This window comes from Paraburkholderia agricolaris (assembly GCF_009455635.1).
GTDB lineage: Bacteria > Pseudomonadota > Gammaproteobacteria > Burkholderiales > Burkholderiaceae > Paraburkholderia > Paraburkholderia agricolaris.
In genome coordinates, this window is record NZ_QPER01000002.1 from 912,447 (window position 1) to 932,569 (window position 20,123).

The window sequence follows — 20,123 nt, forward strand, 5'->3', positions numbered from 1 at the left end:
GCGTTGCTGCTTGTGGTTATGGACTGCTATGTATCCTGGTCACCGTGCTCAGCCCGCATTTTAGAGACAGCGTGCAGCATGTGCCGACCTTGACGGCGGGCACACGCAATGGCCATGTGCGTCACTCCACGCGTTCAGGCACCGTCGTCGGGTTTGCCTGCCGCGGATGGAATCAGCAGCACGGGCAAGGTCGCCTGGCGCACGCAGCGCTCTGCGACGCTGCCGAGAATCAGGCGCTGAAAGCCGCGGCGGCCATGCGTGCCCATTACCAGCAGATCGGCGTTGAAGTCAGCGGCAGCTTTTAGTACGACCACCGAAACGTCGTCGAGCGAAGAAGCTTCGCCCACGGCGAGTTCACCCTTAACGCCTTGCGCAGCCATGGCCGCGGCGAATTCCGCGCCGAGTTCCTTGCCTTCCTCGACGAGGCGGTTACGCAGAACGGAAGGGTCATAGCCGGGCGCTTCGAAATACATCGGCGTGTTCTCGACGACGTAGAGCGGCTGCATGACGGCGCCGGTGGACTTCGCGAGTGCGAGCGCTGCTTCGAACGCACGGCGCGAGGTGTGGCTGCCGTCGACGGCTACAAGGATGCGTGTGTACATATCAACTCCGCGTCTGAAAGGGCTGGATGCCGCGGCCATTCGGCCGGCCGGGCTCATTGACAATTAGATTACGATGCGAGCTTAAATGATCGCTGAAAAAGATGCATCGAGACCGGATGTAAATCAAACATTTGTCAAATTTTAAGATAGCGATGTGTCACGCGATGAGCGCCGTGCCGCGTGCGTTCGCGGCGTTCCGGCCCGGCCAAAGCGCGACGATCAGCCCGGCATAGGGGCAGGTTTGCCTTACAATCGGAACCTATTCAGACAAGCTGCTTCAGCCCGCTGATGAACGAGCGCAAAACGACGGGCTTGCCCGACAAGATTTACGGCGACATCCTGAATCGCATTCTTGAAGGCGAGTATAAGGAGGGTGAGCGGCTGCCGACCGAGCACGCACTGGCCGAACGCTTTGCGACTTCACGGCCGACCGTGCGCGAGGCGCTCGCGCGCTTGCGGGCGGACGGGATCATCATGACGCGGCACGGCTCGGGCACCACGGTTGCGCGCCGGCCGGACCCCGATGTGCGCCGCTTTGCGCCGCTCGAAACGCTGTCTGACATCCGCCGCTGCTATGAATTTCGCATCGTGACCGAGGCGGGCGCTGCCGAGCAGGCGGCGCTCAAAGCCGACGCCGACGACATCGGCGCGATCCAGCATGCGTGGGATCAGCTGGAGCGGATCATAGAAACACGGGGTATCGGTGCGCAGGACGATTTCATGTTCCACCTGGCGGTGGCGCGCGCGTCGAAAAATCCTTTTTTCATCACGGTCATGTCGTTCATCGAGGAACAGATTCTGTTCAGCATGAACCTGTCGCGCAATCTGTCGCTCGTGAAGACGGTGGAGCGGCAACGGCTCGTGCAGGATGAACATCTGGCCGTGCTCGAGGCGATTCGCCGCAAGGACGGTCCCGCTGCGGCGAGGGCGATGCGGGCGCACCTCGAGAATGCGCTCGAACGGATGTTCGGCTCCTGACATCCCGCGCATCTTCCTGATGGATCGCAACTAACAGGCGCTCGCCGCTCGTCTGTGGCGTCCAGGCAACAGCACCCTGACAAGCGGGCAACCGCAACCCCGCCCCAATTTCACGTCAAGGCGTCAGGCGGCGGCGGCCATCGGCCCAAACAGGGCGGTGCGGGTCTTCGGACTGACCGCAATATCCAGCGCCACGGCCCGCTCCACGCCGATCTGCAGAGGCGATCCGAGCCGGCTGATATCGATACCGGTCTTGCGCAGCAGCCGTTCGATCGGCGTGGTGGTCACCGTGACATAACGCGTGATGCCCATCCGGTCGGCGAATGTCACGAGTTCGTGAATCGCCTGCATGGTCAGGTCGGCAAAGCCGAACGACTGCTCCTCGCCGCTGGTTTCGATTGCGAAGCGGCTGAGCTCCCAGATATGCCGCCCGACCGGTGCGTCCGCGCCATGAAGCAACTGCGGGAAAGTGTCCTTCAGCATATTCGGCCCTTCGGTTGGCATCAGACGCCAACAGCCCCGCACCTGCCGGTCGCCGCCCTGAATCAGCATGTAGTGCGGGCCAAGGGCGTCATAGCCGTCGATCTCCATGCCCGCAATAGTCGGGATGTCCCATCCGAGCCGCCCATGGAACACCCGGGCCCGCAAGCGGTACATCTCATTGATGTCCGCATTGTCAAATTCCTGCCGCATTCCAATCCGAATCGCTGTTTGCATGACGTTCTCCTGAACGTGTTGGGGTACCCAATACGCAAGAAAACTTATGCATTTTGAATCGTTCTGCCACCTACCTACCTGGATAGGTGTGGATGCTTATCGGATAACGCAGAATTCGAGACAAGCCTCAGTACTCAACCGACCGGACCGAAAAATGGAACTTCTCGACAATCACTGGCAGGTGCAACCCTCCGTCCAAAGCCGCCCGGCGGAGCCTTCATCGGTGGTGGATCGGGTTCTGATCATTGCCTACCGCAAGAAGAAAAAAGAGAGCCAGCGCCGCTTCTGGGCACGCTTTGGCGTGACGCAGTCGCGTGGCAGCCGGTTCGAATCGGGCGCGGAGATTCCGGCGCCCGTGTCGATCCTGCTGGGCCTCTATTTCACCAAAACCGTTTCGGACGCGGATCTGGGCCGGGCTGAACGGGTCTTGTACAGCCGTGACGCCGCCGCCTTGCTTAACCCGGGTCAATAAGTCCTAGCTGCGCGGCGATTACGGCCGCCGCGCGCCTTGAATTCACACCGAATTTCGTCCTGATGTTCTTCATGTGGAAGTTCACCACGGCTTCCGAACAGCTCAGGATATGGGAGATTTCCCACGTGGATTTGCCGCGCGCGGTCCATTTCAAACACTCGCGTTCGCGAGGCGTGAGCTTGGGTAATAGAGTCTGAGTGTGCGTATTCAGATGGCGCTGACTGGTATCGATCACCAGATCGCGCAATAACACCAGGTTTGGCAATGCAACGTTGACATGGCGCCAGAATGCGTCGGACGGATTGCTGTCGTTGACGAAGCACATCATGCCGGCTTCCTGGTTTGGTCCATGAATCGGCAAAGTGACACCGGCGCGCAGGCCGTGCGAGCGGGCTTCCTCGTACATCGACTGTTGCTGTGCCGTGGTGAAAATGTCTGGCGACCAGATCAGCGGCGTGGCACGCGTTGCGCAATGCGAGACTGTCGGGTCGATGTGGACGAGACCCTGTTCGTCGTACGTGCGTCGCCACTTTGGTGCGTAGGTGCTCCGCACATAGGCATCTTCGAGGCGAATGGTCGGACGCGGCAACATGGCGATCAACAGCTTGTCGAAGCCCCACGTTTCAGCAAGGCCCGCAATCGCACCGAACCATTCCGCTTCATCCGCGGCGTTCAGTAGTGGCGCCATTTCCTCGATAAAATGTAGCGACAATTTGTGTTCTCTCAGACTCGCAAACATCCCGTTGCGGTTAATTGCGGTGCGGTGATCCGCCCGGCTGTTTTTATCTTCACAATCTATCACTAAAAATTATTCCGCAAGCCGAGCGCGATTTCTAAAGAAACAGCACCAGCGCGGGTTCTGCGAAGAGGCGAACGAATTGCTCTTTATAACGGATTTCTTTGACCCGATTAACATTCACGGGTCGAAAAAGTGGGTAATTTTCTCGTGGTGCAGGTTTTGATGCTTTTGATTGGCAACATTACCGTCAAACCACTGAACGACATTTATCCGGATTCCAGGCGAAACGACTGCGATTTCCCGATCGTCAATTCCCGCCTGGCCTGCGATCATTCACTCATGCCGGTCAGGCGCTATTGTCATACAAAAGCGCCTGACCGGCTTTGCCAACTTCGCCTTCGTCTTATCGGCTTCGGGTCGGGCTTGTGTGGCATCGCCTGTGCCCAGGTTGTCTGACAGCATTGCGGGGCGGTACTATCCAGTTCAACGCTGTCCGAGCATCATGCGAAGATCGATCGTGCGGCGCAGGTCCTGCTGGCCGGCATCGGCTTGCTTTTCTCATCAACCTTCATCATCCAAAGCCTAAGCATGACCGACACCAGTCGCCGCTATCCCGATCCCTCCATTCGCCTGCTCGATCCGCGCTTTAAATCGTTGATCCTGGCGTCCGCTTCCGTCGAGTGTCTGTATCAGGGCGCACGCTGGTCGGAAGGGCCGGTCTGGTTCGGCGACGGCCGTTATCTGCTGTGGAGCGACATTCCCAACGACCGCACCCTGCGCTGGGACGAAACGAATGGCGCCGTGACCACGTTTCGCCAGTCGTCGAACAATGCGAACGGCCATACACGCGACCGTCAGGGCCGGCTTGTCAGTTGCGAGCACCTGACGCGGCGGGTCACGCGCACCGAGTATGACGGTTCGATTACCGTGCTCGCCGAGCGTTATCGCGGCAAGCGCTTCAACTCGCCGAATGACGTGGTCGTGAAGTCGGACGGTTCGATCTGGTTCAGCGACCCGACCTTCGGCATCGACAGCTTCTATGAGGGCGAGCAGCAGGAGTCGGAATTGCCTGCGTGCGTGTATCGCATCGACGGCCAATCCGGCGAAGTGACCGTGGTCGCCGACGACGTGCTGGGCCCGAACGGTCTTGCGTTTTCACCGGACGAATCGGTGCTGTACATCGTCGAATCGCGAGGCGAGCCGCGCAAGATTCGTGCTTTCGACGTCGACATAAGTGGCGATAGCGCCGTGCTGTCGAACAACCGCGTGTTGATCGACGCGGGCGCAGGCACACCCGACGGCTTTCGCGTCGATACGCATGGCAATCTCTGGTGCGGCTGGGGCATGGGCACCGACGAACTCGACGGGGTGCGCGTTTTCACGCCGCAAGGCGAGCCGATCGGCCACATTGCGTTGCCGGAGCGCTGTGCGAACGTGTGCTTCGGCGGACGCCATCGCAACCGCTTGTTCATGGCGGCGAGTCACGGCTTGTATTCGCTCTATGTGAATACGCAGGGCGTCCAGGGCGGCTGAATACGCAAGGCGTTGCGCTACGATAGCGCATGTTGCCTGACAACTCATCATGCAACCTGCGTGCTGACTTCGGGTTTGCCCTCGGGCGAACCGCGCAACCCATTGAACCACAAGGATTCCTCGCCAAAACGGGCAGATTGACGGGTAAAGCGCCGTGGTGAGTATTTGCTTGACATCGGCAGTTACGCTTCGCTATGTTCCATTGGTAGAAGAGAGACACCGCCAGCGGCGCATCTGGCCGGCGGACTTCATACCAGGAAGCGAGGAGACGCAATGACTGTTTCAGGCAGGTTGGCGTTCAGGCTGGTATCCGTAACGCTCATGGCAAGCGCCGCATTTGCACCCGCCGCGCACGCGGCCGATCCGGTAACGCTCAATATCGTCGACGTGGCCGGCGATCTTCAACTCACCCAGAAGGGTTTCGAGGCCTTCAAGGCGAAGTATCCCAATCTGGTCGCCAACCTCACGTTCACCAACGCGCCCGCGCCGCAGTTGCCCGGCAAGATCAAGGCGATGCAGGCTGCCGGTCGCTCCGACATCGATCTCGTCCTGACCGGCACTGACGCACTGGCCGCCGGCATCGAGCAGAATCTCTGGATGAAACTGCTGCCGGACAATGCGGCGGCTTTCCCCGGTGTGCTCGATAAATACGCGCCCGGTCCGCGCAAGATGCAGGACCTCGCACAAGGCTACGGCCTCGAAGTCGCGTATATGCCGGCCGGTCCCTTGCTCGAATACAACCCCGCCAAAGTCAGCGATCCACCCAGAACACCTGCGCAACTCCTGCAATGGTGCAAGGCGCATCCGGATAAGCTGATCTACGCGCGGCCGGCGAACTCCGGTCCGGGCCGCACCTTCCTGATGGGCTTGCCTTACGTGCTCGGCGACAAGGACCCGCAAGATCCGGTTCACGGCTGGGACAAGACGTGGGCCTTCCTCAAGCAGTTGAACGATTGCATTCCTTACTATCCGGGTGGCACTTCGGCCGTGATGAAAGAGCTCGGTGAGGGCTCACGCGACATGACCGTAACGGTCACCGGATGGGATATCAATCCGCGCGCGCTCGGCATCGTGCCGGCGGATTTTCGTGTGCAGGCATTCGACAACATGACGTGGGTGAACGACGCTCACTACATGGTGATTCCAAAGGGTGTGCCGAAGGAAAAGCTCGACGTGCTCTACAAGCTGATGAACTTCATGCTCGAGCCCGCGCAGCAGGCCATGACCTATGACGATGGTTACTTCTACCCGGGGCCGGCAATCAAGGGCGTGAGCATCGAGCAGGCGCCCGCGCACAGCCAGGACGTGCTGAAGAAATACGGCCGGCCGGAATACGCGAAGCTGCTGGCCGAGCGTCCGCATGTTTTGCCGCTGAACGCCACCGCGATGGTCGCGGCTTTCAAGAAGTGGGACAGCGATATCGGCGCGCAGAAGACCAAGTAGGCCGCGAATTAACACGCGTATCCGTTCTCAGCCTGCCGCTGCGATTCGTGCGTCAAGCGTCACGCGTATCAGGAAATCGCCATGAAGCATCACTTTGAACAGTTGCGGCTCGATTCGGTGAGCCGCAGTTTCACGAATGCGGAAGGGCAGGCGGTCGCGGCATTGCAGGATCTCGATCTGAACATCCGGCGTGGCGAATTCATTGCGCTGCTCGGACCTTCGGGCTGCGGTAAATCGACGGCGCTCAATTGCATCGCGGGTTTGCAGCCATTGAGCGGGGGTGGCATCTGGCTCGACGATAAACGCATCGACGTGCTGCCACCAGAAAAGCGCGGCTTCGGCATGGTGTTCCAGAACTATGCGCTGTTTCCCCATATGAGCGTGCTCGACAACGTCGGCTTCGGACTGAAGATGCGCGGTGTCGGCAAGAGCGAAGCCATGCGCCGTGCGCGTGAAGCGTTACAGCTCGTGCAACTGGTCGGGCATGAGCGCAAGCTGCCCGGACAGTTATCCGGCGGTCAGCAGCAGCGTGTCGCGATTGCGCGGGCGATCGTGATCGAACCGCCGCTGATTCTGATGGACGAGCCGCTGTCGAATCTCGATACGAAATTGCGCATTGAAATGCGCGCGGAAATTCGCCGGATCCATAACCAACTCGAACGCGCGACGCTCTACGTGACGCACGATCAGGACGAAGCACTGTCCATGGCTGATCGTATCGTCGTGATGAAAGAGGGCGTGGTGCAGCAGATCGGCACGCCGAAGGAGGTCTACACGCGGCCACGGAACTTGCATGTCGCGCGGTTCATGGGCTATCGCAACGTGGCTGAATTCGTGCTCGAAGGCACGCAGGGCGATGGGGTCGCAGTGAGTGCGAACGGCGTGCGTCTGATCGGGACGCCAATGGCCGGTTTCAACGGCAAGCGCGTGAGCGTCGCGTTGCGCCCTGAGGACATGGAGCGTGCAGCACCTGACGCGGGAAACACCTTCGGCGCGCTGGTCACCACCGTGGAATACGGCGGCCACGATTCCCTGCTGCGGGTGAAGACCGCGTTCGGCGATTTGTGGGCACGCATCGCCGGCGAATTCGAAGAGGGCGAGCGCATCAGTCTGCACGTGCCGCCGTCGCGCACGCTGGTCTATGACGCAGAGGCCGCATGAACACACCCACGCTGTCACCGCCACGCGCATCTGTTGCGCCGCGCGACGCCAAAGCGTGGCTGGTTGCGCCGGCGCTGATTTTCATCGCCGCTTTGTTCATCTATCCGTTCGCGTACGGCTTGATGCTGTCGTTCAAACCGATGAACGGCGGCGGCCTGTGGGCCAACTATCTGACGTTCTTCACCGATACGTCGATGTGGCCGACCATTCTCGTCACGCTCAAGCTTGCTGTGCCCGCTACCCTGATCAACGTCGGTGTGTCGGTTCCTGTGGCGTTCGCACTGCGCCGCAATTCGCCTTATCAGAAGCTCGTCACGACGCTGCTGGTGATTCCCGTTACGCTCGGTACCGTGCTGATCGCCGACGGCATGCTCACGTACTTCGGCCCGAACGGCTGGTTTCCGCAGGCGTTGCAAGGCCTGCATCTCTATACCGACGAAGTGCGCTTGACGCATAACTTCTGGGGCGTGCTGATCTCGCTGATCGTGTCGGGTTTTCCGTTTGCGTTTTTGCTGACGCTGTCATACGTGACCGGCATCGATCCGACGCTCGCGAGCGCCGCCGCCACGCTTGGCGCGAGCCCCTGGCAGCAGTTTCGCCGCATCTATCTGCCGCTGCTGGTGCCAGGTTTGACGATGGCCGCGTGTTTGTCGTTCGTACAGGCGTTCTCGGTGTTTCCGTCTGCGGTGCTGTTGGGAGCACCAGCCGGGCCCACGCGTGTGATGTCGATCGCCGCGGCCGAAGCCGCTTTTGAAAGCTACGATTACTCCCTCGCTTCCACAATCGCGATGGTGATGGGTTTTGTGCAACTGCTGGTGGTTGCCGCCATGCTCGGCGCGCGCCGCTTCTTCTACCGCGGTCCGACGACGGGAGGCAAAGGCTGATGGCTGCCGATCATCGCGCCGCGCATGCTTCGTGGTCCGCGTCCACCTCGAACGAAAACCACGACGGCGCACGGCAACCCGGCAAGCGCATGAAGCAGCGCGCCAGTGTGCCGGGCCGCATCTGGCTTGTGCTGGTGTGGGGGGCGATGGTGTTCTTCCTCGTCAACGTGGTGTTGCTGATTGCGACCGTCGCGGTGAATTCGGTCGCGACCCGCTGGTTCGGCACCTTGTTGCCGCAGGGTTTTACACTGCATTGGTACGCGCAGGCGTGGAGCGATTTTCAACTGGCGAGCGTGTTGTGGGTCACGGTCGAAGTGGTCGGGGCGGTAGTGGTGTTGTCGGTTGTGCTCGGTGTGCCCGCGGCGTATGCGCTCGCCCGCGTGCAGTTTCCGGGCAAGCGCGTGGCGATGCTGATTTTCCTTTTGCCTCTGATGGTGCCGCCCGTGACCTACGGCATTCCGATGGCGACCGTGATGTACAAAGTCGGTCTCGCGGGCACGCTGGGCGGCGTGATTCTGGCGAATCTCGTGCCGGCGCTGCCGTTCGTGATCCTGGTGATGACCCCGTTCATCGAGCAGATCGATCCCAGTCTCGAAGCGGCGGCGCGCATCTTCGGCGCCGACACGCTCCGCTATTTCCGCTACGTGCTGCTGCCCCTGCTGGTACCCGGCATGCTAGCAGCGGGCTTGCTGGTGCTGGTGCGCACTATCGGCATGTTCGAGCTGACATTCTTCACGGCGGGGCCGGCAACGCAAACGCTCGTAGTCGCGTTGTACTACGCGGTATTTTCAACCGGTGTGCGCGCCCCGCAGTCGATCGATGCGATGGCGATGATCTACATGGCGATCACGCTGATCTGGGTGCTGATTGCACTGCAGTTCGTCAGCCCGACCCAGATCGTGTCGCGCGTGAAAGAGCAGAAGCGCTGAGGTGCTGAATCCCGGTGCTGCGGTGCGCAAACCGGCACAAGCGCACGCAGGCGGAGAGCCCGGGATTCAACGAGCCTGCTGAGCGTTCAATACCCCACGCGATACACCCGGCCCGTTTGCGCGCCTTCCACGCTGCGCAGATAGGCCTGCGCGGCACGTTCGGCGCTCACCGGTTCGAAGCCGCGGAAGTAGGGGCCAAACGCATCGAGCGCTTCGGTCAGTACCGTCGGGCTCACCACGTTGATGCGGATGCCGCGCGGCAACTCGATCGCGGCGCCCCGCACGAAACCTTCCAGGGCCAGATTCACGGTGGTTGCATTCGCGCCTTCGCGAATCGGTTCGTCGCCGACAATGCCGCTCGTCAGCGTGAACGAGCCGCCGTCGTTCACGTACTGCTGGGCGCCCAGTACGACGTTGATCTGACCCATCAGCTTGTCGCGCAGACCGACCCAGAATTGCTCGACGCTCATCTCCGGCAGCGGGCCGAAATGCAGCTTGCCGGTGGCGGTGACGACGCCGTCGACCTTGCCGATCTCGCCAAAGAGGCGCTCGATGCTGGCCGGGTCCGTGCTGTCGACGCGATACTGGCCGCGCGTCGCGCCCACTTCGATGACTTCATGACGCGCTTTCAACGCTGCGCTCACTGCCTGGCCGACCGTGCCCGTGGCACCGATCACGACGATCTTTTTCATTTGCTGCTCCGTTGGGTAATGAATCTGAGTCGATTGTGTCGGCGTTCGGTGAGCGGAAATAGCCTGTTCGGCTTGCAGGTCCTGCAACCCGGAGTTTCTAATCCGTGACGGGATGCGCGCCGTCATTCAAACGGCGCGCGCTTTGGAATGGACTGATTAATCGATGCAAACGGGCCAATTCAAACGAATACGCGCGGTGTCCGCAGTGTCCGCAGTGTCCGCGGTTCCAATATCTATTTCGACCGATGTAATTCGATTACGCGAGTGGGCCGTAAATGATTAAGGGCGTAGTGAATGCGGCCGCGTTCGCGACGGCTGCGGATCGAGCGCGGATCGTCAAACGGATCGTCGGCTGAATCGGGTCCTTGCGGCTCGACCATGCCCTTGTCGATGACCGTGCAGCCTGGTTCGAGCGCCAGCAGCAGGTGATTGCCGCCAACCCGGCTGTCGAAGCCGGCCATGCCGTCGTGCGCCTCCGGCACGCTGTTGATCAGAGTGGCGTTGCTCGTCGTGATTTCGTCGGGCGAGATCGGGCTGTGGCCGGCGATGCGGGCGGCTTCGAGATTCTTGCCGTCGGTGTCGACCGTGCTGTCGTGGGTGCGGTCGTTGTGCAGCTCCGTCGTGCGAGGGCCAGTGGTGCGCGGTTGTTGGCCGGTGTCTGCTGGCTTGTTGATATCGCTGTTCATCATGCATTCTCCGTTGAAGAGGACATGGTTGAAGTGCGGCAAAACCCGTTCCTGCTCCGCACGATTTTGTTGTGCGGTGAGTTTGTACTGCGCGCGCCGCGGTTGCCTCGCGGTTATGTGCACTGATGTATGCGGGCATTTCGCCTCGCGATTGCGTCCGGCAGTCCTTTCGTTTTTTTTAATGGACGCCTATTTTCTACAGAGTATGATCTTACTCCGACAAGTGAAGCGCGGTTAAATTGACGACATGCGTTGACGACATGCGTCCGGTTGTTTTTACATGGCCGACAATGAACAAACGCGCTACTCAGAACATCTTACGGGGCCGTCAGGGCGGGTGACACATGCACTTCGATGCTGCATTCACACATCGCGGCTATTTGCTGAACTGCGCGCCGGCGCGCGCGGGCGATGGTACTTGGCAACCTTATGTGGTCATCTCCCGCTCGAGCGACGGCGAACTGGTCGCCAACCGTTTTTTTCCCACCGACTTGCGTTTTCCTGACGAAGTCGCCGCTATCGCACATGCGCGCGACTGGGCGGTGCGCTGGATCGACGCGAGCAGCGTGACCATCTGAAGCATCCGGCATGCCGGGCAGCCGCGCCGCATTGCGCGGGCCACGGCAAAACGCGGTAATCTCTTGGGACAATCACTCTGAACCGTACCTGGCGTACGGCGCTGTCCTTTTATGCCTAACGTGCCTTCCCACAACTGGGGCCTCGAACAGATCGTTGCGGACTTGCGCGCCTCGCGTGAGGAGTTGCACCGCACGCGGCATCCGCTCGGCATTCGCGAGCTGCCGTCGCGCGAAGCGGTAATCTCCATTGTCACCGGCTTGCGTGCGGCGCTGTTTCCCACACACTACGGCGCCCCCGATCTGACTGACGAAACGGTCGACTATTACGTTGGCCATACACTCGAAAGCACGTTGCGATTGCTTGCCGAACAGATCCGGCGCGCCTTGCGCTTTCTGCCCGAGTTCGGGGAGACGCCCGATGCGGATCTGAAGGCGCGTGCGTACGAGGTCGCGCGGGAATTCGGCACGCAGTTGCCCGGGATTCGCGCATTGCTGGTCAGCGACATTCAGGCTGCTTTCACCGGCGACCCGGCTGCCCAGCACATCACGGAAATTCTGCTGTGTTACCCGGGCGTATGGGCGATGACGCATCACCGTCTTGCGCACGCGCTGCATCGCCTCGGCGTGCCCTTGCTCGCGCGCTTCATCAATGAGATTGCGCACTCCGCGACGGGCATCGACATTCACCCGGGCGCGACCATCGGGCCGAGTTTCTTTATCGACCATGGCACGGGCGTCGTGATCGGTGAGACAGCGATCATCGGCGAGCGTGTGCGCGTTTATCAGGCCGTGACGCTTGGCGCGAAGAGCTTCGCTGCGGACCTTGACGGCACGCTGATCAAGGGCAACGCGCGCCATCCGATCGTTGAAGACGACGTCGTGATTTATGCCGGCGCGACGATTCTCGGCCGCGTGACCATCGGGCGTGGTTCGGTGATTGGCGGCAACGTGTGGCTGACGCATAGTGTGCCGCCGGGCAGCAGCGTGTCGCAGGGCAAGATCCGTGAGAGCGACCGCACGGACGAGGGGCGTGGCTGATGAGCGGGGCGGCTTGCCTGTCATCTTGTGCTTTGCAGCGTAGCGTGGCGCTCTGCGATTCGACTTGCAACTCACGGCGCGTTATCGCGGCGCACATTCGCGCGTGTTGCGCCGCGCCGCACGCTCCTTAATTTCTGACAAGGCGAACCATGCCGCACGGCCGCGTTCACATGCCTCGTTGTGCGATTGCCGGCGTTGAGGCGACGGTAGCGGAAACGGCGCATTCGTTTCCGCGTCATTCGCACGACCGGTTCGGCGTTGGCGTAATCGTGGCTGGCGGGCATCGATCGTCGAGTGGGCGCGGCGTGGTTGAAGCGCGGGCGAGCGATGCGATCATGGTGAATCCGGGGGAGGTGCACGACGGCAGCCCGCTCGACGAGCGCGGCCGGGCATGGCGCATGTTGTACTTCGAGCCTTCGATGCTGTCCGATGTTGCTGTCGAGCTGAGCGGTGCGGCTGCGCACGAGATCGAGCTAACGCAACCGGCGATACACGATCCGTTGCTGAAGAGGTTGTTCGAGCGTCTGTTCGCGGTATCGGTGGAAGCGCAAACCGTGCCGGACGATCTGGTGCGGGAGGAGGCGATGCTCGATTTGCTTGGGTATCTGATCCGAACGCACGCGAGCGCGAATGCACGTTCGCGACTATTGCCGTCGTTGAGCCCGATTGTACGAGCGAGGGCTCGCATCGACGACGACCCTTCGTCACCGCTCACGCTAGCCGATCTGGCGGCGGACAGTGGCATGAGTCGTTTTCAGTTACTACGCGGCTTCGCGCATGAGACGGGACTTCCGCCGCACGCCTACCGGATGCAGCGGCGCGTGATGCTTGCGAGGCAACTGATCGCCCGCGGAACGACCTTGGCCGAGGCCGCGGCTGCCGCCGGATTTGCCGACCAGAGCCACATGACCAGGGCTTTCGTCCGATTGCTGGGGATTACACCGGCGAACTACGCATCGGCGACACGAGCATAACCGCAAGAAGGGGGCGCACAGGAGGGGGGGCTGAACAACCGCCACGGCGCGCGCAGCGCCGCCGGAAGTATGACTGCCTTGTCACTGAGGCGGAATGTGCGAGAACACAGATTCCAGATGCACCACTACCCCCTCAAGCCAGGGGACCCGCTTATGAGCTGGCGGTGTAAAGCCGCTTTCTTTTGCCTACTTTTCTTTGCGGCAGGCAAAGAAAAGTAGGTGCCGCCCCGCACAGGGGCAACGCTAATAGACCGCTAACACAACAAGGAAAGGCCAAAAACCCAAAGACGCGAGTCAAAGCCACCCCCATCCCCGCAAAACCGAAACCCCGAGCATTCCGTGCACCCCATGCACCCAAACATGCTCCCCAACAAAGAAAGCCGCGACCCACGAAGCCGCAACAACAATCAAATCACAGTGCCCACTATTCCAGAGCTTCAATGAGTGCCGCCCGGCGACCCACGGCACACCAAGCGGATTAGGCCAATCGGCCAGCAAATGCATCAACCCACCGCAAGCAAACCCGAACCCCGGCGCAGCATAACCAGACCGCCCAAGCCAGTGATAAGAAACCACAAGCAACGCGACCCACCCCACCCCCCAATGCGTCAACGTACGATGGGTGATCCACAGTCTTCGTGCGCGTGACCACCACGCCACTTCCAGCCAGTCCGGCGCCGTACTCCCGGCCACCCCGGCGATGAAACTCAACAGCACGCCGATATGAAACGAGCCGCCGCCACCGACGCGCGCGACGACCGCCGCCGCGATAACGCCGGCCGCGAATCCGGTCGCGTGATGTGCTTTGCTGGATGCCATCGAACCTCACGACGCAGCGCGCCGGATAAAAGCCAGGGGGCGGCTATATTCGCAGATGAACGGATAAAAAAATAGCCGACACGTGAATTAAAAATCACGTATCGGCGTGACCTTGAGAGCGGTCTTCAACGACGCAGCCGTGCGACCCAAAACTCAGGAGGTCGCACAGCGCGCAATGTCGAAGCGCATTTCCGGTTCAGGCGGATCGTCCGGTGCATTCGCGGGACGCATCACCTTGATGACCGAGCCGGCGTTGTACGGCGTCAGCGTGACGAAATACGAGGTGTTTGAATCGGAACCGACGGCGATCTCGGTCGCCCCGCCGACGCGCGACATTCGCACACGCGACAGCTTGCCTTCGAGGCAATCGGCGATATAGGCAGGGGCACGTTGCGAAGACACGTACATCATCGGTTGGGACGCATCGCGGGCGGGACCACTGGAAGAACCACAGGCAGCGAGAAAAGCAGTGACGGCAACAGCGGGGGCAAGCAGAAGAAGTCTTTTCATGGTTCGGTCGTCGGCGTCCCCGGTCGTACTCGGGAACTTGGGGCGCGGGCGAAGCGCGACGCGATTGAACGTAACGTCATGCTTCGCGACGAAACCGCCGTTCAACCGCAGCGATGTTACGACGTAGCGACGTAGCGACGTAGCGACATAACGGCGTTGAGGTGAGGAAGGCAGCCGGGTTCAGTATACCCACGGCGCGCTTGTGGCGTCACTATGACTACGTGGAAATGTGAGAACGTAAGCCCCATGAAAAAAACCGCACGTGATCGTGTCACGCGCGGTTTCGACTGCAGAGCGGATGGGTGTGCCGCTCTACACGTGCTATCAGCGCAACGAGAGCACTGAGCGCAATGAGCGCAACTTAGAAACGGTGACGCAGGCCTACAGCAGCGGCAACCTGGTTGCCGGTCGACGACGGCGCCAGCGTGTTGATTGCCGCCACGTTCGCACCGAAGTTGCCGAGTTCGCCCGATGCGTGCTGGTACACGCCTTCCACATACACGTCGGTACGCTTGCTCAGCGAGTAGTCGCCTTGCAGCGACACCGTGTGCCACTTCGGATCGCCCGAGCCGTTCGATCCCGACATCTTGCCGTCGGTGAACGTGTAGGACGCGGCGAGGCTCAGGGCCGGCGTCAGTGCGTATTTGCCGTTCAACTCGTAGTTGTCCAGATGCAGGTTCGTGCCCGCCACGCCAGGCAGCGTGACGCCGCCGACGTCCACGCCGCTGATGCCGTCCAGTTGCGTGTGCGTGTACACGAAGCCTGCCGTTGCCGGCCCGTACGTGTAGTTGATGCCGGCGCCGAACGTGCGCTGCAGGTTTGCCGCGACTGCCGCAGTGCCGTCGCCTTGCGACACGGCGCCGCTCAGGTTCGAGCTGCCCGAGTTGTTCAGTTGCAGGTAGGCGGCCGCCACGCTCAGCGGACCGTTGTCGTACGAAGCGCCGGCACTCCACGCGCGATTGTTCGAGAACTGGCCGGCCGAATTGCTGAAGCCGTACAGACCGCCGAACTTGAGGCCGGCATAGTTCGCGCTCGTGTACTTCACGGCGTTCTTGATCGAGAACGAGTTGTCCAGATTGTCGTTATCGAACGGGTGAGCGGCCAGATTGTTGCCGAAGCCCGCGCCCGCTTCGGACAGCGGCGCGAGGTAATCGACCACGGAGTCGTACTGGCGGCCGAGCGTCAGCGCGCCGTACTGATCGCTCTTCAGCCCGACGAAAGCCTGACGATTGAACATCGTGCTGCTCTCCGTGTCCTGGCCGTTGTTCAGATTGAAGCCGTTCTCCAACGTGAAGATGGCATGCAGGCCGCCACCAAGGTCTTCGCTGCCGCGCAGACCGAAGTAGGTGTTCGACACCGAACCGCTGCCTTGTTGCCAGTTGCTGTGACCGCCCTGGTTGTTCGAGTAGACGAGGCCGGCGTCCAGCGTGCCGTACAAGGTGACGCTGCTCTGTGCGTGAGCCGTGATGGCGAACGCGCCCATGAGACCTGCTGCGATGAGGGTTTTTTTCATGTTTAGATAACTCCGGGACAGTGCGTAAAGAATCGCATTCCAGTGCTTGCAGCCGATTGCCCCGGCTGCCTGACGATCCGCTGCGCAGTGTATTCCTGCTATTAATATCTTTAAGCGCGTATGGCACAACAATGATTTTTCTATTTCGCAATGACGGTTTGTAATTGTGTAAGTGCGGATAAATAAAGAAAAAATATCTGTATGCAGCGGCGCTGTAACTATTTGTCAAATTATAGATGTTGCTCGATCGCGACGTTCCCGCTTTGTCATATCCGGTAAGGATTTGAGCGAATCATAAAGCGGACTTGATTTATTCTATTTTCTGCAATGCACTCTTCCAGTTCATATGGTCTATCCTGGCTAATTACGGTTCTACAATTCACTTCACCCCTTGACCAGGGGTGTCTTTTTCATCTTTTATGCGCGGCTTTCGGGCCGCGTTTTTTTTGAAACTTTTTTAATGAATTAATAAGTTCCCGTACATAACGAAATGCACTATTTCGCATGACGAGGAGCTTGCACCGGCTTATCCATTCGTCAGAGGGCGGATTGAGCGCGCGCGGGGCGGGTAGAATCGCAGGCTTGAGATGTGTTTCCGCCCCGCGAACGTGAGTAAACCTGTAATGACCGATACCCCCCTTCCATCGTCCGACACCCCTGCTATCCCCACGACGGAAGGCGCGCCCGAAATCCACGAAGCCATCCCCGAGCAGCTTGACGAAGCGCAGCCGGAAACCGTGCACGAAGCGCGTCTGTGGCGCGACGACGGCTGGACCGCGCGCGTCATCAAGAACGAAGACGATGAAGGCTGGGCCGTCGCCATGATCAAAGACGGCGAAGCGGAACCGGCGCTCGTCGGTCCGTGGACGATGGGCCGCAACAAGAAAGATCCGAAGCCGCTCGATACCTCGGCATTCAACACGCTGGTGAAAACCGCGTCTGAGGTGCTGCGCCGCCACGAGCAGCAACTGCGCGCCCAGTTGCATAAAGAAGTACGCGTGGCCAGCGCGGACGGTAACGACGAACTCGACATCACGCTCGACATCGTTCCCGACGAAGACGAACCGTACGCGCTGCTGACCGCGCTCGACACGTTCGGTGAACAGCTCGCGCAAGTGCAGGTCGCGCTGAACTTCAAGCTCAGCAAGGCGAGCGCCGTTGCGTGGGTCGAGAACGAATTTCGCCGTCCGGGCTGAACCGGGTGCAGCACGGGTTGCTGACAAATCGCCAAATTAAATATTACTAAAGCCTGTCAATATACTTTCACATTGGCTTCATAGAATCCTCGCGTCATAGCGGCGCGAGCGTGAACCATGCGGTTTTGGATCTGAGTGCGTGCCGGCTGTGCAATCACCCACGCTACCCAAAACCTGGATCACGACAACATGGCAGAGCAGCTCGACCTTTCCCGCCGCAAGGCCCTGAAAATACTCACTGGCGTGCCGATGCTGCCGTTAGGCGGCCTCGCAACGGCGTCGATGCTGACCGCCTGCGGTGGCGGCAACGACCTGGCAACGCCGGTCAAGCCGGTGGCGAACTTCGTCTCGGCGGCATTCAGCGCCATGGCCGCGCCGACGCTGGCGGAGCCCGCCGCGATGGCGAAAACCACGGTCGGCTCCACCCTCACGGTGCAACTGAGCGACGGCAGCCGCCGCTCGTTCAAGCTCGCTTACCAGCCGTTCTTCGTGACCGGCGATATGGTGCCGAACATCAAGGGCGGCACGATCCTGGCTGGCGGCTACTTCGACATCAACAATCAGCCGATCATCGATAAATCCGTTTCGGGTAAGGAGCGCCAGTTCTATTCGGACTGTCCGGACGGCAGCTCGCTGATCCGCCTCGACAAGCCGACGGTCAAGGGACTCAAGGGCAACGCGGTATTTGCCGTCGTGCAGTTCGAGTACACGACCCGCGATCAGAGCCTGAAGTCGATGTACGGCCAGTTGCCTTCGCCGATTGCCGTGCTCACGCTCGATCAGGACCCGGCTACCGGCAAGCTCACTCTGGCGGGTTATTCCAACGTGGATACCTCGAAGGCCCATGGCTTGTGGATCACATGCGGCGCGAGCCTGTCGCCGTGGAATACGCATCTGTCGAGTGAAGAATACGAGCCGGACGCTTCCACGATCGCGGCCAATAGCCAGTTCAAGGGCTTCAGCCGCAGTCTGTTCGGCGACGAAACCACGGCCAACCCTTATCACTATGGCCATCTGCCGGAAGTGACCGTGAATCCCGACGGCACCGGCACGATCAAAAAGCACTACTGCCTTGGCCGCATCTCGCACGAACTGATTCAGGTGATGCCGGACAAGCGCACCGTGCTGATGGGCGACGACGCGACCAACGGCGGCCTGTTCATGTTCATCGCCGATCGCGAGACCGATCTGTCGGCCGGCACGCTGTATGTGGCGAAGTGGACGCAGACCTCATCGAGCGGCGCGGGGGCGGCGACGCTCTCCTGGATCAATCTGGGCCACGCGACCAGCGACGAAATCGAGGCGCTCGCCAACCAGTTGCGCGCGAGCGACATCGTGGACATTGCGACCAGGGATCCCGCCGATTCGACTTACACGAAGATCAACTACAACGGCACCTTCAATTGGGTGCGCGTCAAGCCGGGCATGGTCAAGGCGGCGACCTTCCTCGAAACGCACCGCTACGCCGCGTTGGCGGGCGGCAGCATGGGGTTCACGAAGCTCGAAGGCACGACGGTCAATATCAAGGACAAAGTGCTGTATTCCGCGATGTCGCGCATCGAGAAATCGATGGTGCGCGGTAACGCTGCGTCGACCGATATTGCGCTCGACAAGGTCATCAACGCCGGTGCGGTTTACGCGCTGAACATGAAGGGCGGCCAGCGCGACCGCAGCGGCGGCGCGATCAACAGCGAGTGGGTGCCGGTCGAGATGGCCGCGCCCGCGGCGCTGGTCGGCGAGGATCTGTCGCCCGCCGACGCGCTCGGCAACACGGCGAACGCGGATCGCATCGCGAATCCGGACAACCTGAAGTTCTCCGAAAAACTGCGCACGCTGTTTATCGGCGAAGACAGCGGCATGCACGTCAACAATTTCCTGTGGGCTTACAACGTCGACACGAAGACGCTCGCGCGCGTGTTGTCGTGCCCGGCGGGTGCGGAGTCGACGGGCCTGCACGCGGTCGACGAAATCAACGGCTGGACTTACGTGATGAGCAACTTTCAGCACGTCGGCGATTGGGAAACACCGTTGCACGACAAGGTCCAATCGACGCTCGATCCGCTCGTGCGGGCGAACTATAAGGACCGTTTTGGCGCGACGGTGGGGTATCTGACGGCGGATCCGGCGGGGATCAAGCTGTAGGGAGTGGCGGTGCCGGGCGGCATCGGGCCGCCCGCCTCAACTCCGTTTGCAGAAAATCGCCGTGATGAGCGGCGCCACCCGGTGCACGATCGCCGTGCTGCCGCCTTCGGTGAGCGCGTTCTGGACTTTGGATTCGCTGCCGAACACCACCACGCCATAGGCCGAGCGGGCTACCGGCTCGCCATCGCCGACGCGAAACATCGGGTCGTCTTTTTCGTAGCCGACCACCGCGAAAACGTGAAAGCCGTAGGCGGTCAGGTCGGCGCCCCGGGTCGGCGAAAACGCATTGATGGAGTTGCTTTCGACTCGCGTCGGCTTCGGGTCGATCAGCTGTTGCTGGGCGAGATCGGCAATGAACTGATGACCGCTTTCATTGCAGGTCAGCGGTGTGTCGAGAGCGGCGGCGTGACTGGTAAGCGGCAGCGCCGCGGTGGTCAGCGCAAGGAGTGCAGAGAAAAACAGGCATTTCATAAGCGTGAATAACGACCTGCGTTCGATGTAGTGTGTTCGCAACGGG

General features: G+C 60.7%; 22 protein-coding genes. 13 read left to right on the top strand and 9 right to left on the bottom strand.

The window, feature by feature from the left end:
• Positions 1 to 134: 134 nt before the first annotated feature.
• Positions 135 to 602, bottom strand: a complete 468-nt coding sequence (locus GH665_RS25515) for a universal stress protein (protein WP_153140060.1) — start codon at positions 600 to 602, stop codon at positions 135 to 137.
• 288 nt (positions 603 to 890) lie between these two features.
• Here GH665_RS25515 and GH665_RS25520 point away from each other — a divergent pair, with 288 nt between their 5' ends.
• Positions 891 to 1,580 carry a FadR/GntR family transcriptional regulator gene (locus GH665_RS25520; RefSeq protein WP_153140061.1) on the top strand — a complete coding sequence of 230 codons (690 nt, stop codon included), beginning with the start codon at positions 891 to 893 and terminating at the stop codon, positions 1,578 to 1,580.
• Positions 1,581 to 1,703: 123 nt separating this feature from the next.
• On the opposite strand, the gene GH665_RS25525 is transcribed toward GH665_RS25520, so the two are convergent.
• A complete protein-coding gene (locus GH665_RS25525) occupies positions 1,704 to 2,297 on the bottom strand; it encodes an acyl-homoserine-lactone synthase (protein ID WP_153140062.1) in 594 nt (197 codons plus the stop codon).
• A gap of 154 nt (positions 2,298 to 2,451) precedes the next feature.
• Between GH665_RS25525 and GH665_RS25530 the strand changes: the two genes are divergently transcribed.
• Positions 2,452 to 2,769 (top strand): helix-turn-helix domain-containing protein, encoded by a 318-nt coding sequence (locus GH665_RS25530; protein WP_120342330.1) that lies wholly within the window; start codon positions 2,452 to 2,454, stop codon positions 2,767 to 2,769.
• Here the strand turns inward: GH665_RS25530 and GH665_RS25535 are convergent.
• Positions 2,753 to 3,457 (bottom strand): helix-turn-helix transcriptional regulator, encoded by a 705-nt coding sequence (locus tag GH665_RS25535; RefSeq protein WP_153142297.1) that lies wholly within the window; start codon positions 3,455 to 3,457, stop codon positions 2,753 to 2,755. The genes GH665_RS25530 and GH665_RS25535 overlap by 17 nt on opposite strands.
• A 243-nt stretch (positions 3,458 to 3,700) precedes the next feature.
• On the opposite strand from GH665_RS25535, the gene GH665_RS25540 reads away from it, so the two are divergent.
• The 6 genes from GH665_RS25540 to GH665_RS25565 all read left to right on the top strand — a co-directional run bounded on the left by GH665_RS25540 (position 3,701) and on the right by GH665_RS25565 (position 9,458).
• Positions 3,701 to 3,964, top strand: a complete 264-nt coding sequence (locus GH665_RS25540) for a hypothetical protein (RefSeq protein WP_153140063.1) — start codon at positions 3,701 to 3,703, stop codon at positions 3,962 to 3,964.
• Between the two features lie 132 nt (positions 3,965 to 4,096).
• The gene (locus tag GH665_RS25545; protein ID WP_153140064.1) at positions 4,097 to 5,041 is read left to right on the top strand and encodes an SMP-30/gluconolactonase/LRE family protein; all 945 of its coding nucleotides are present in this window, start codon (positions 4,097 to 4,099) and stop codon (positions 5,039 to 5,041) included.
• 321 nt (positions 5,042 to 5,362) lie between these two features.
• Positions 5,363 to 6,484 carry an extracellular solute-binding protein gene (locus tag GH665_RS25550; RefSeq protein WP_246216515.1) on the top strand — a complete coding sequence of 374 codons (1,122 nt, stop codon included), beginning with the start codon at positions 5,363 to 5,365 and terminating at the stop codon, positions 6,482 to 6,484.
• Between the two features lie 81 nt (positions 6,485 to 6,565).
• Positions 6,566 to 7,645, top strand: coding sequence for an ABC transporter ATP-binding protein (locus GH665_RS25555; RefSeq protein ID WP_153140066.1), 1,080 nt, complete (start codon positions 6,566 to 6,568; stop codon positions 7,643 to 7,645).
• On the top strand, positions 7,642 to 8,529 hold the full coding sequence (locus tag GH665_RS25560) for an ABC transporter permease (RefSeq protein WP_153140067.1): 888 nt from the start codon (positions 7,642 to 7,644) through the stop codon (positions 8,527 to 8,529). Before GH665_RS25555 ends, GH665_RS25560 begins: the two co-directional genes overlap by 4 nt.
• Positions 8,529 to 9,458: an ABC transporter permease gene (locus GH665_RS25565; protein ID WP_153140068.1), complete on the top strand. Its 930-nt coding sequence runs from the start codon at positions 8,529 to 8,531 to the stop codon at positions 9,456 to 9,458. Before GH665_RS25560 ends, GH665_RS25565 begins: the two co-directional genes overlap by 1 nt.
• Positions 9,459 to 9,544: 86 nt before the next feature.
• Here the strand turns inward: GH665_RS25565 and GH665_RS25570 are convergent, their stop codons facing one another.
• Both GH665_RS25570 and GH665_RS25575 read right to left on the bottom strand, forming a co-directional pair.
• Positions 9,545 to 10,150 carry a short chain dehydrogenase gene (locus GH665_RS25570; RefSeq protein WP_153140069.1) on the bottom strand — a complete coding sequence of 202 codons (606 nt, stop codon included), beginning with the start codon at positions 10,148 to 10,150 and terminating at the stop codon, positions 9,545 to 9,547.
• A 233-nt stretch (positions 10,151 to 10,383) separates the two neighbouring features.
• Positions 10,384 to 10,836: a DUF3005 domain-containing protein gene (locus GH665_RS25575; RefSeq protein ID WP_153142298.1), complete on the bottom strand. Its 453-nt coding sequence runs from the start codon at positions 10,834 to 10,836 to the stop codon at positions 10,384 to 10,386.
• Between the two features lie 344 nt (positions 10,837 to 11,180).
• On the opposite strand from GH665_RS25575, the gene GH665_RS25580 reads away from it, so the two are divergent.
• From GH665_RS25580 to GH665_RS25590, 3 genes are all read left to right on the top strand, one after another.
• Positions 11,181 to 11,414 carry a hypothetical protein gene (locus GH665_RS25580; RefSeq protein ID WP_030099888.1) on the top strand — a complete coding sequence of 78 codons (234 nt, stop codon included), beginning with the start codon at positions 11,181 to 11,183 and terminating at the stop codon, positions 11,412 to 11,414.
• 111 nt (positions 11,415 to 11,525) lie between these two features.
• Positions 11,526 to 12,452 (top strand): serine O-acetyltransferase EpsC, encoded by a 927-nt coding sequence (epsC, locus tag GH665_RS25585; protein WP_153140070.1) that lies wholly within the window; start codon positions 11,526 to 11,528, stop codon positions 12,450 to 12,452.
• Between the two features lie 170 nt (positions 12,453 to 12,622).
• Positions 12,623 to 13,426, top strand: a complete 804-nt coding sequence (locus GH665_RS25590) for an AraC family transcriptional regulator (RefSeq protein ID WP_408273560.1) — start codon at positions 12,623 to 12,625, stop codon at positions 13,424 to 13,426.
• 294 nt (positions 13,427 to 13,720) lie between these two features.
• On the opposite strand, the gene GH665_RS25595 is transcribed toward GH665_RS25590, so the two are convergent.
• The 3 genes from GH665_RS25595 to GH665_RS25605 all read right to left on the bottom strand — a co-directional run bounded on the left by GH665_RS25595 (position 13,721) and on the right by GH665_RS25605 (position 16,268).
• Positions 13,721 to 14,245, bottom strand: coding sequence for a metal-dependent hydrolase (locus GH665_RS25595; RefSeq protein WP_153140072.1), 525 nt, complete (start codon positions 14,243 to 14,245; stop codon positions 13,721 to 13,723).
• Between the two features lie 153 nt (positions 14,246 to 14,398).
• Positions 14,399 to 14,755 (bottom strand): sugar ABC transporter ATPase, encoded by a 357-nt coding sequence (locus tag GH665_RS25600; protein ID WP_174771758.1) that lies wholly within the window; start codon positions 14,753 to 14,755, stop codon positions 14,399 to 14,401.
• Between the two features lie 361 nt (positions 14,756 to 15,116).
• Positions 15,117 to 16,268, bottom strand: a complete 1,152-nt coding sequence (locus GH665_RS25605) for a porin (RefSeq protein ID WP_028200537.1) — start codon at positions 16,266 to 16,268, stop codon at positions 15,117 to 15,119.
• Between the two features lie 623 nt (positions 16,269 to 16,891).
• On the opposite strand from GH665_RS25605, the gene GH665_RS25610 reads away from it, so the two are divergent.
• Both GH665_RS25610 and GH665_RS25615 read left to right on the top strand, forming a co-directional pair.
• A complete protein-coding gene (locus GH665_RS25610) occupies positions 16,892 to 17,464 on the top strand; it encodes a hypothetical protein (RefSeq protein WP_153140074.1) in 573 nt (190 codons plus the stop codon).
• Positions 17,465 to 17,653: 189 nt separating this feature from the next.
• On the top strand, positions 17,654 to 19,606 hold the full coding sequence (locus GH665_RS25615) for a PhoX family protein (protein WP_153140075.1): 1,953 nt from the start codon (positions 17,654 to 17,656) through the stop codon (positions 19,604 to 19,606).
• 36 nt (positions 19,607 to 19,642) lie between these two features.
• On the opposite strand, the gene GH665_RS25620 is transcribed toward GH665_RS25615, so the two are convergent.
• Entirely contained in the window at positions 19,643 to 20,077 is a 435-nt protein-coding gene (locus tag GH665_RS25620) for a hypothetical protein (protein WP_153142299.1), read from the bottom strand.
• Positions 20,078 to 20,123 lie beyond the last annotated feature (46 nt).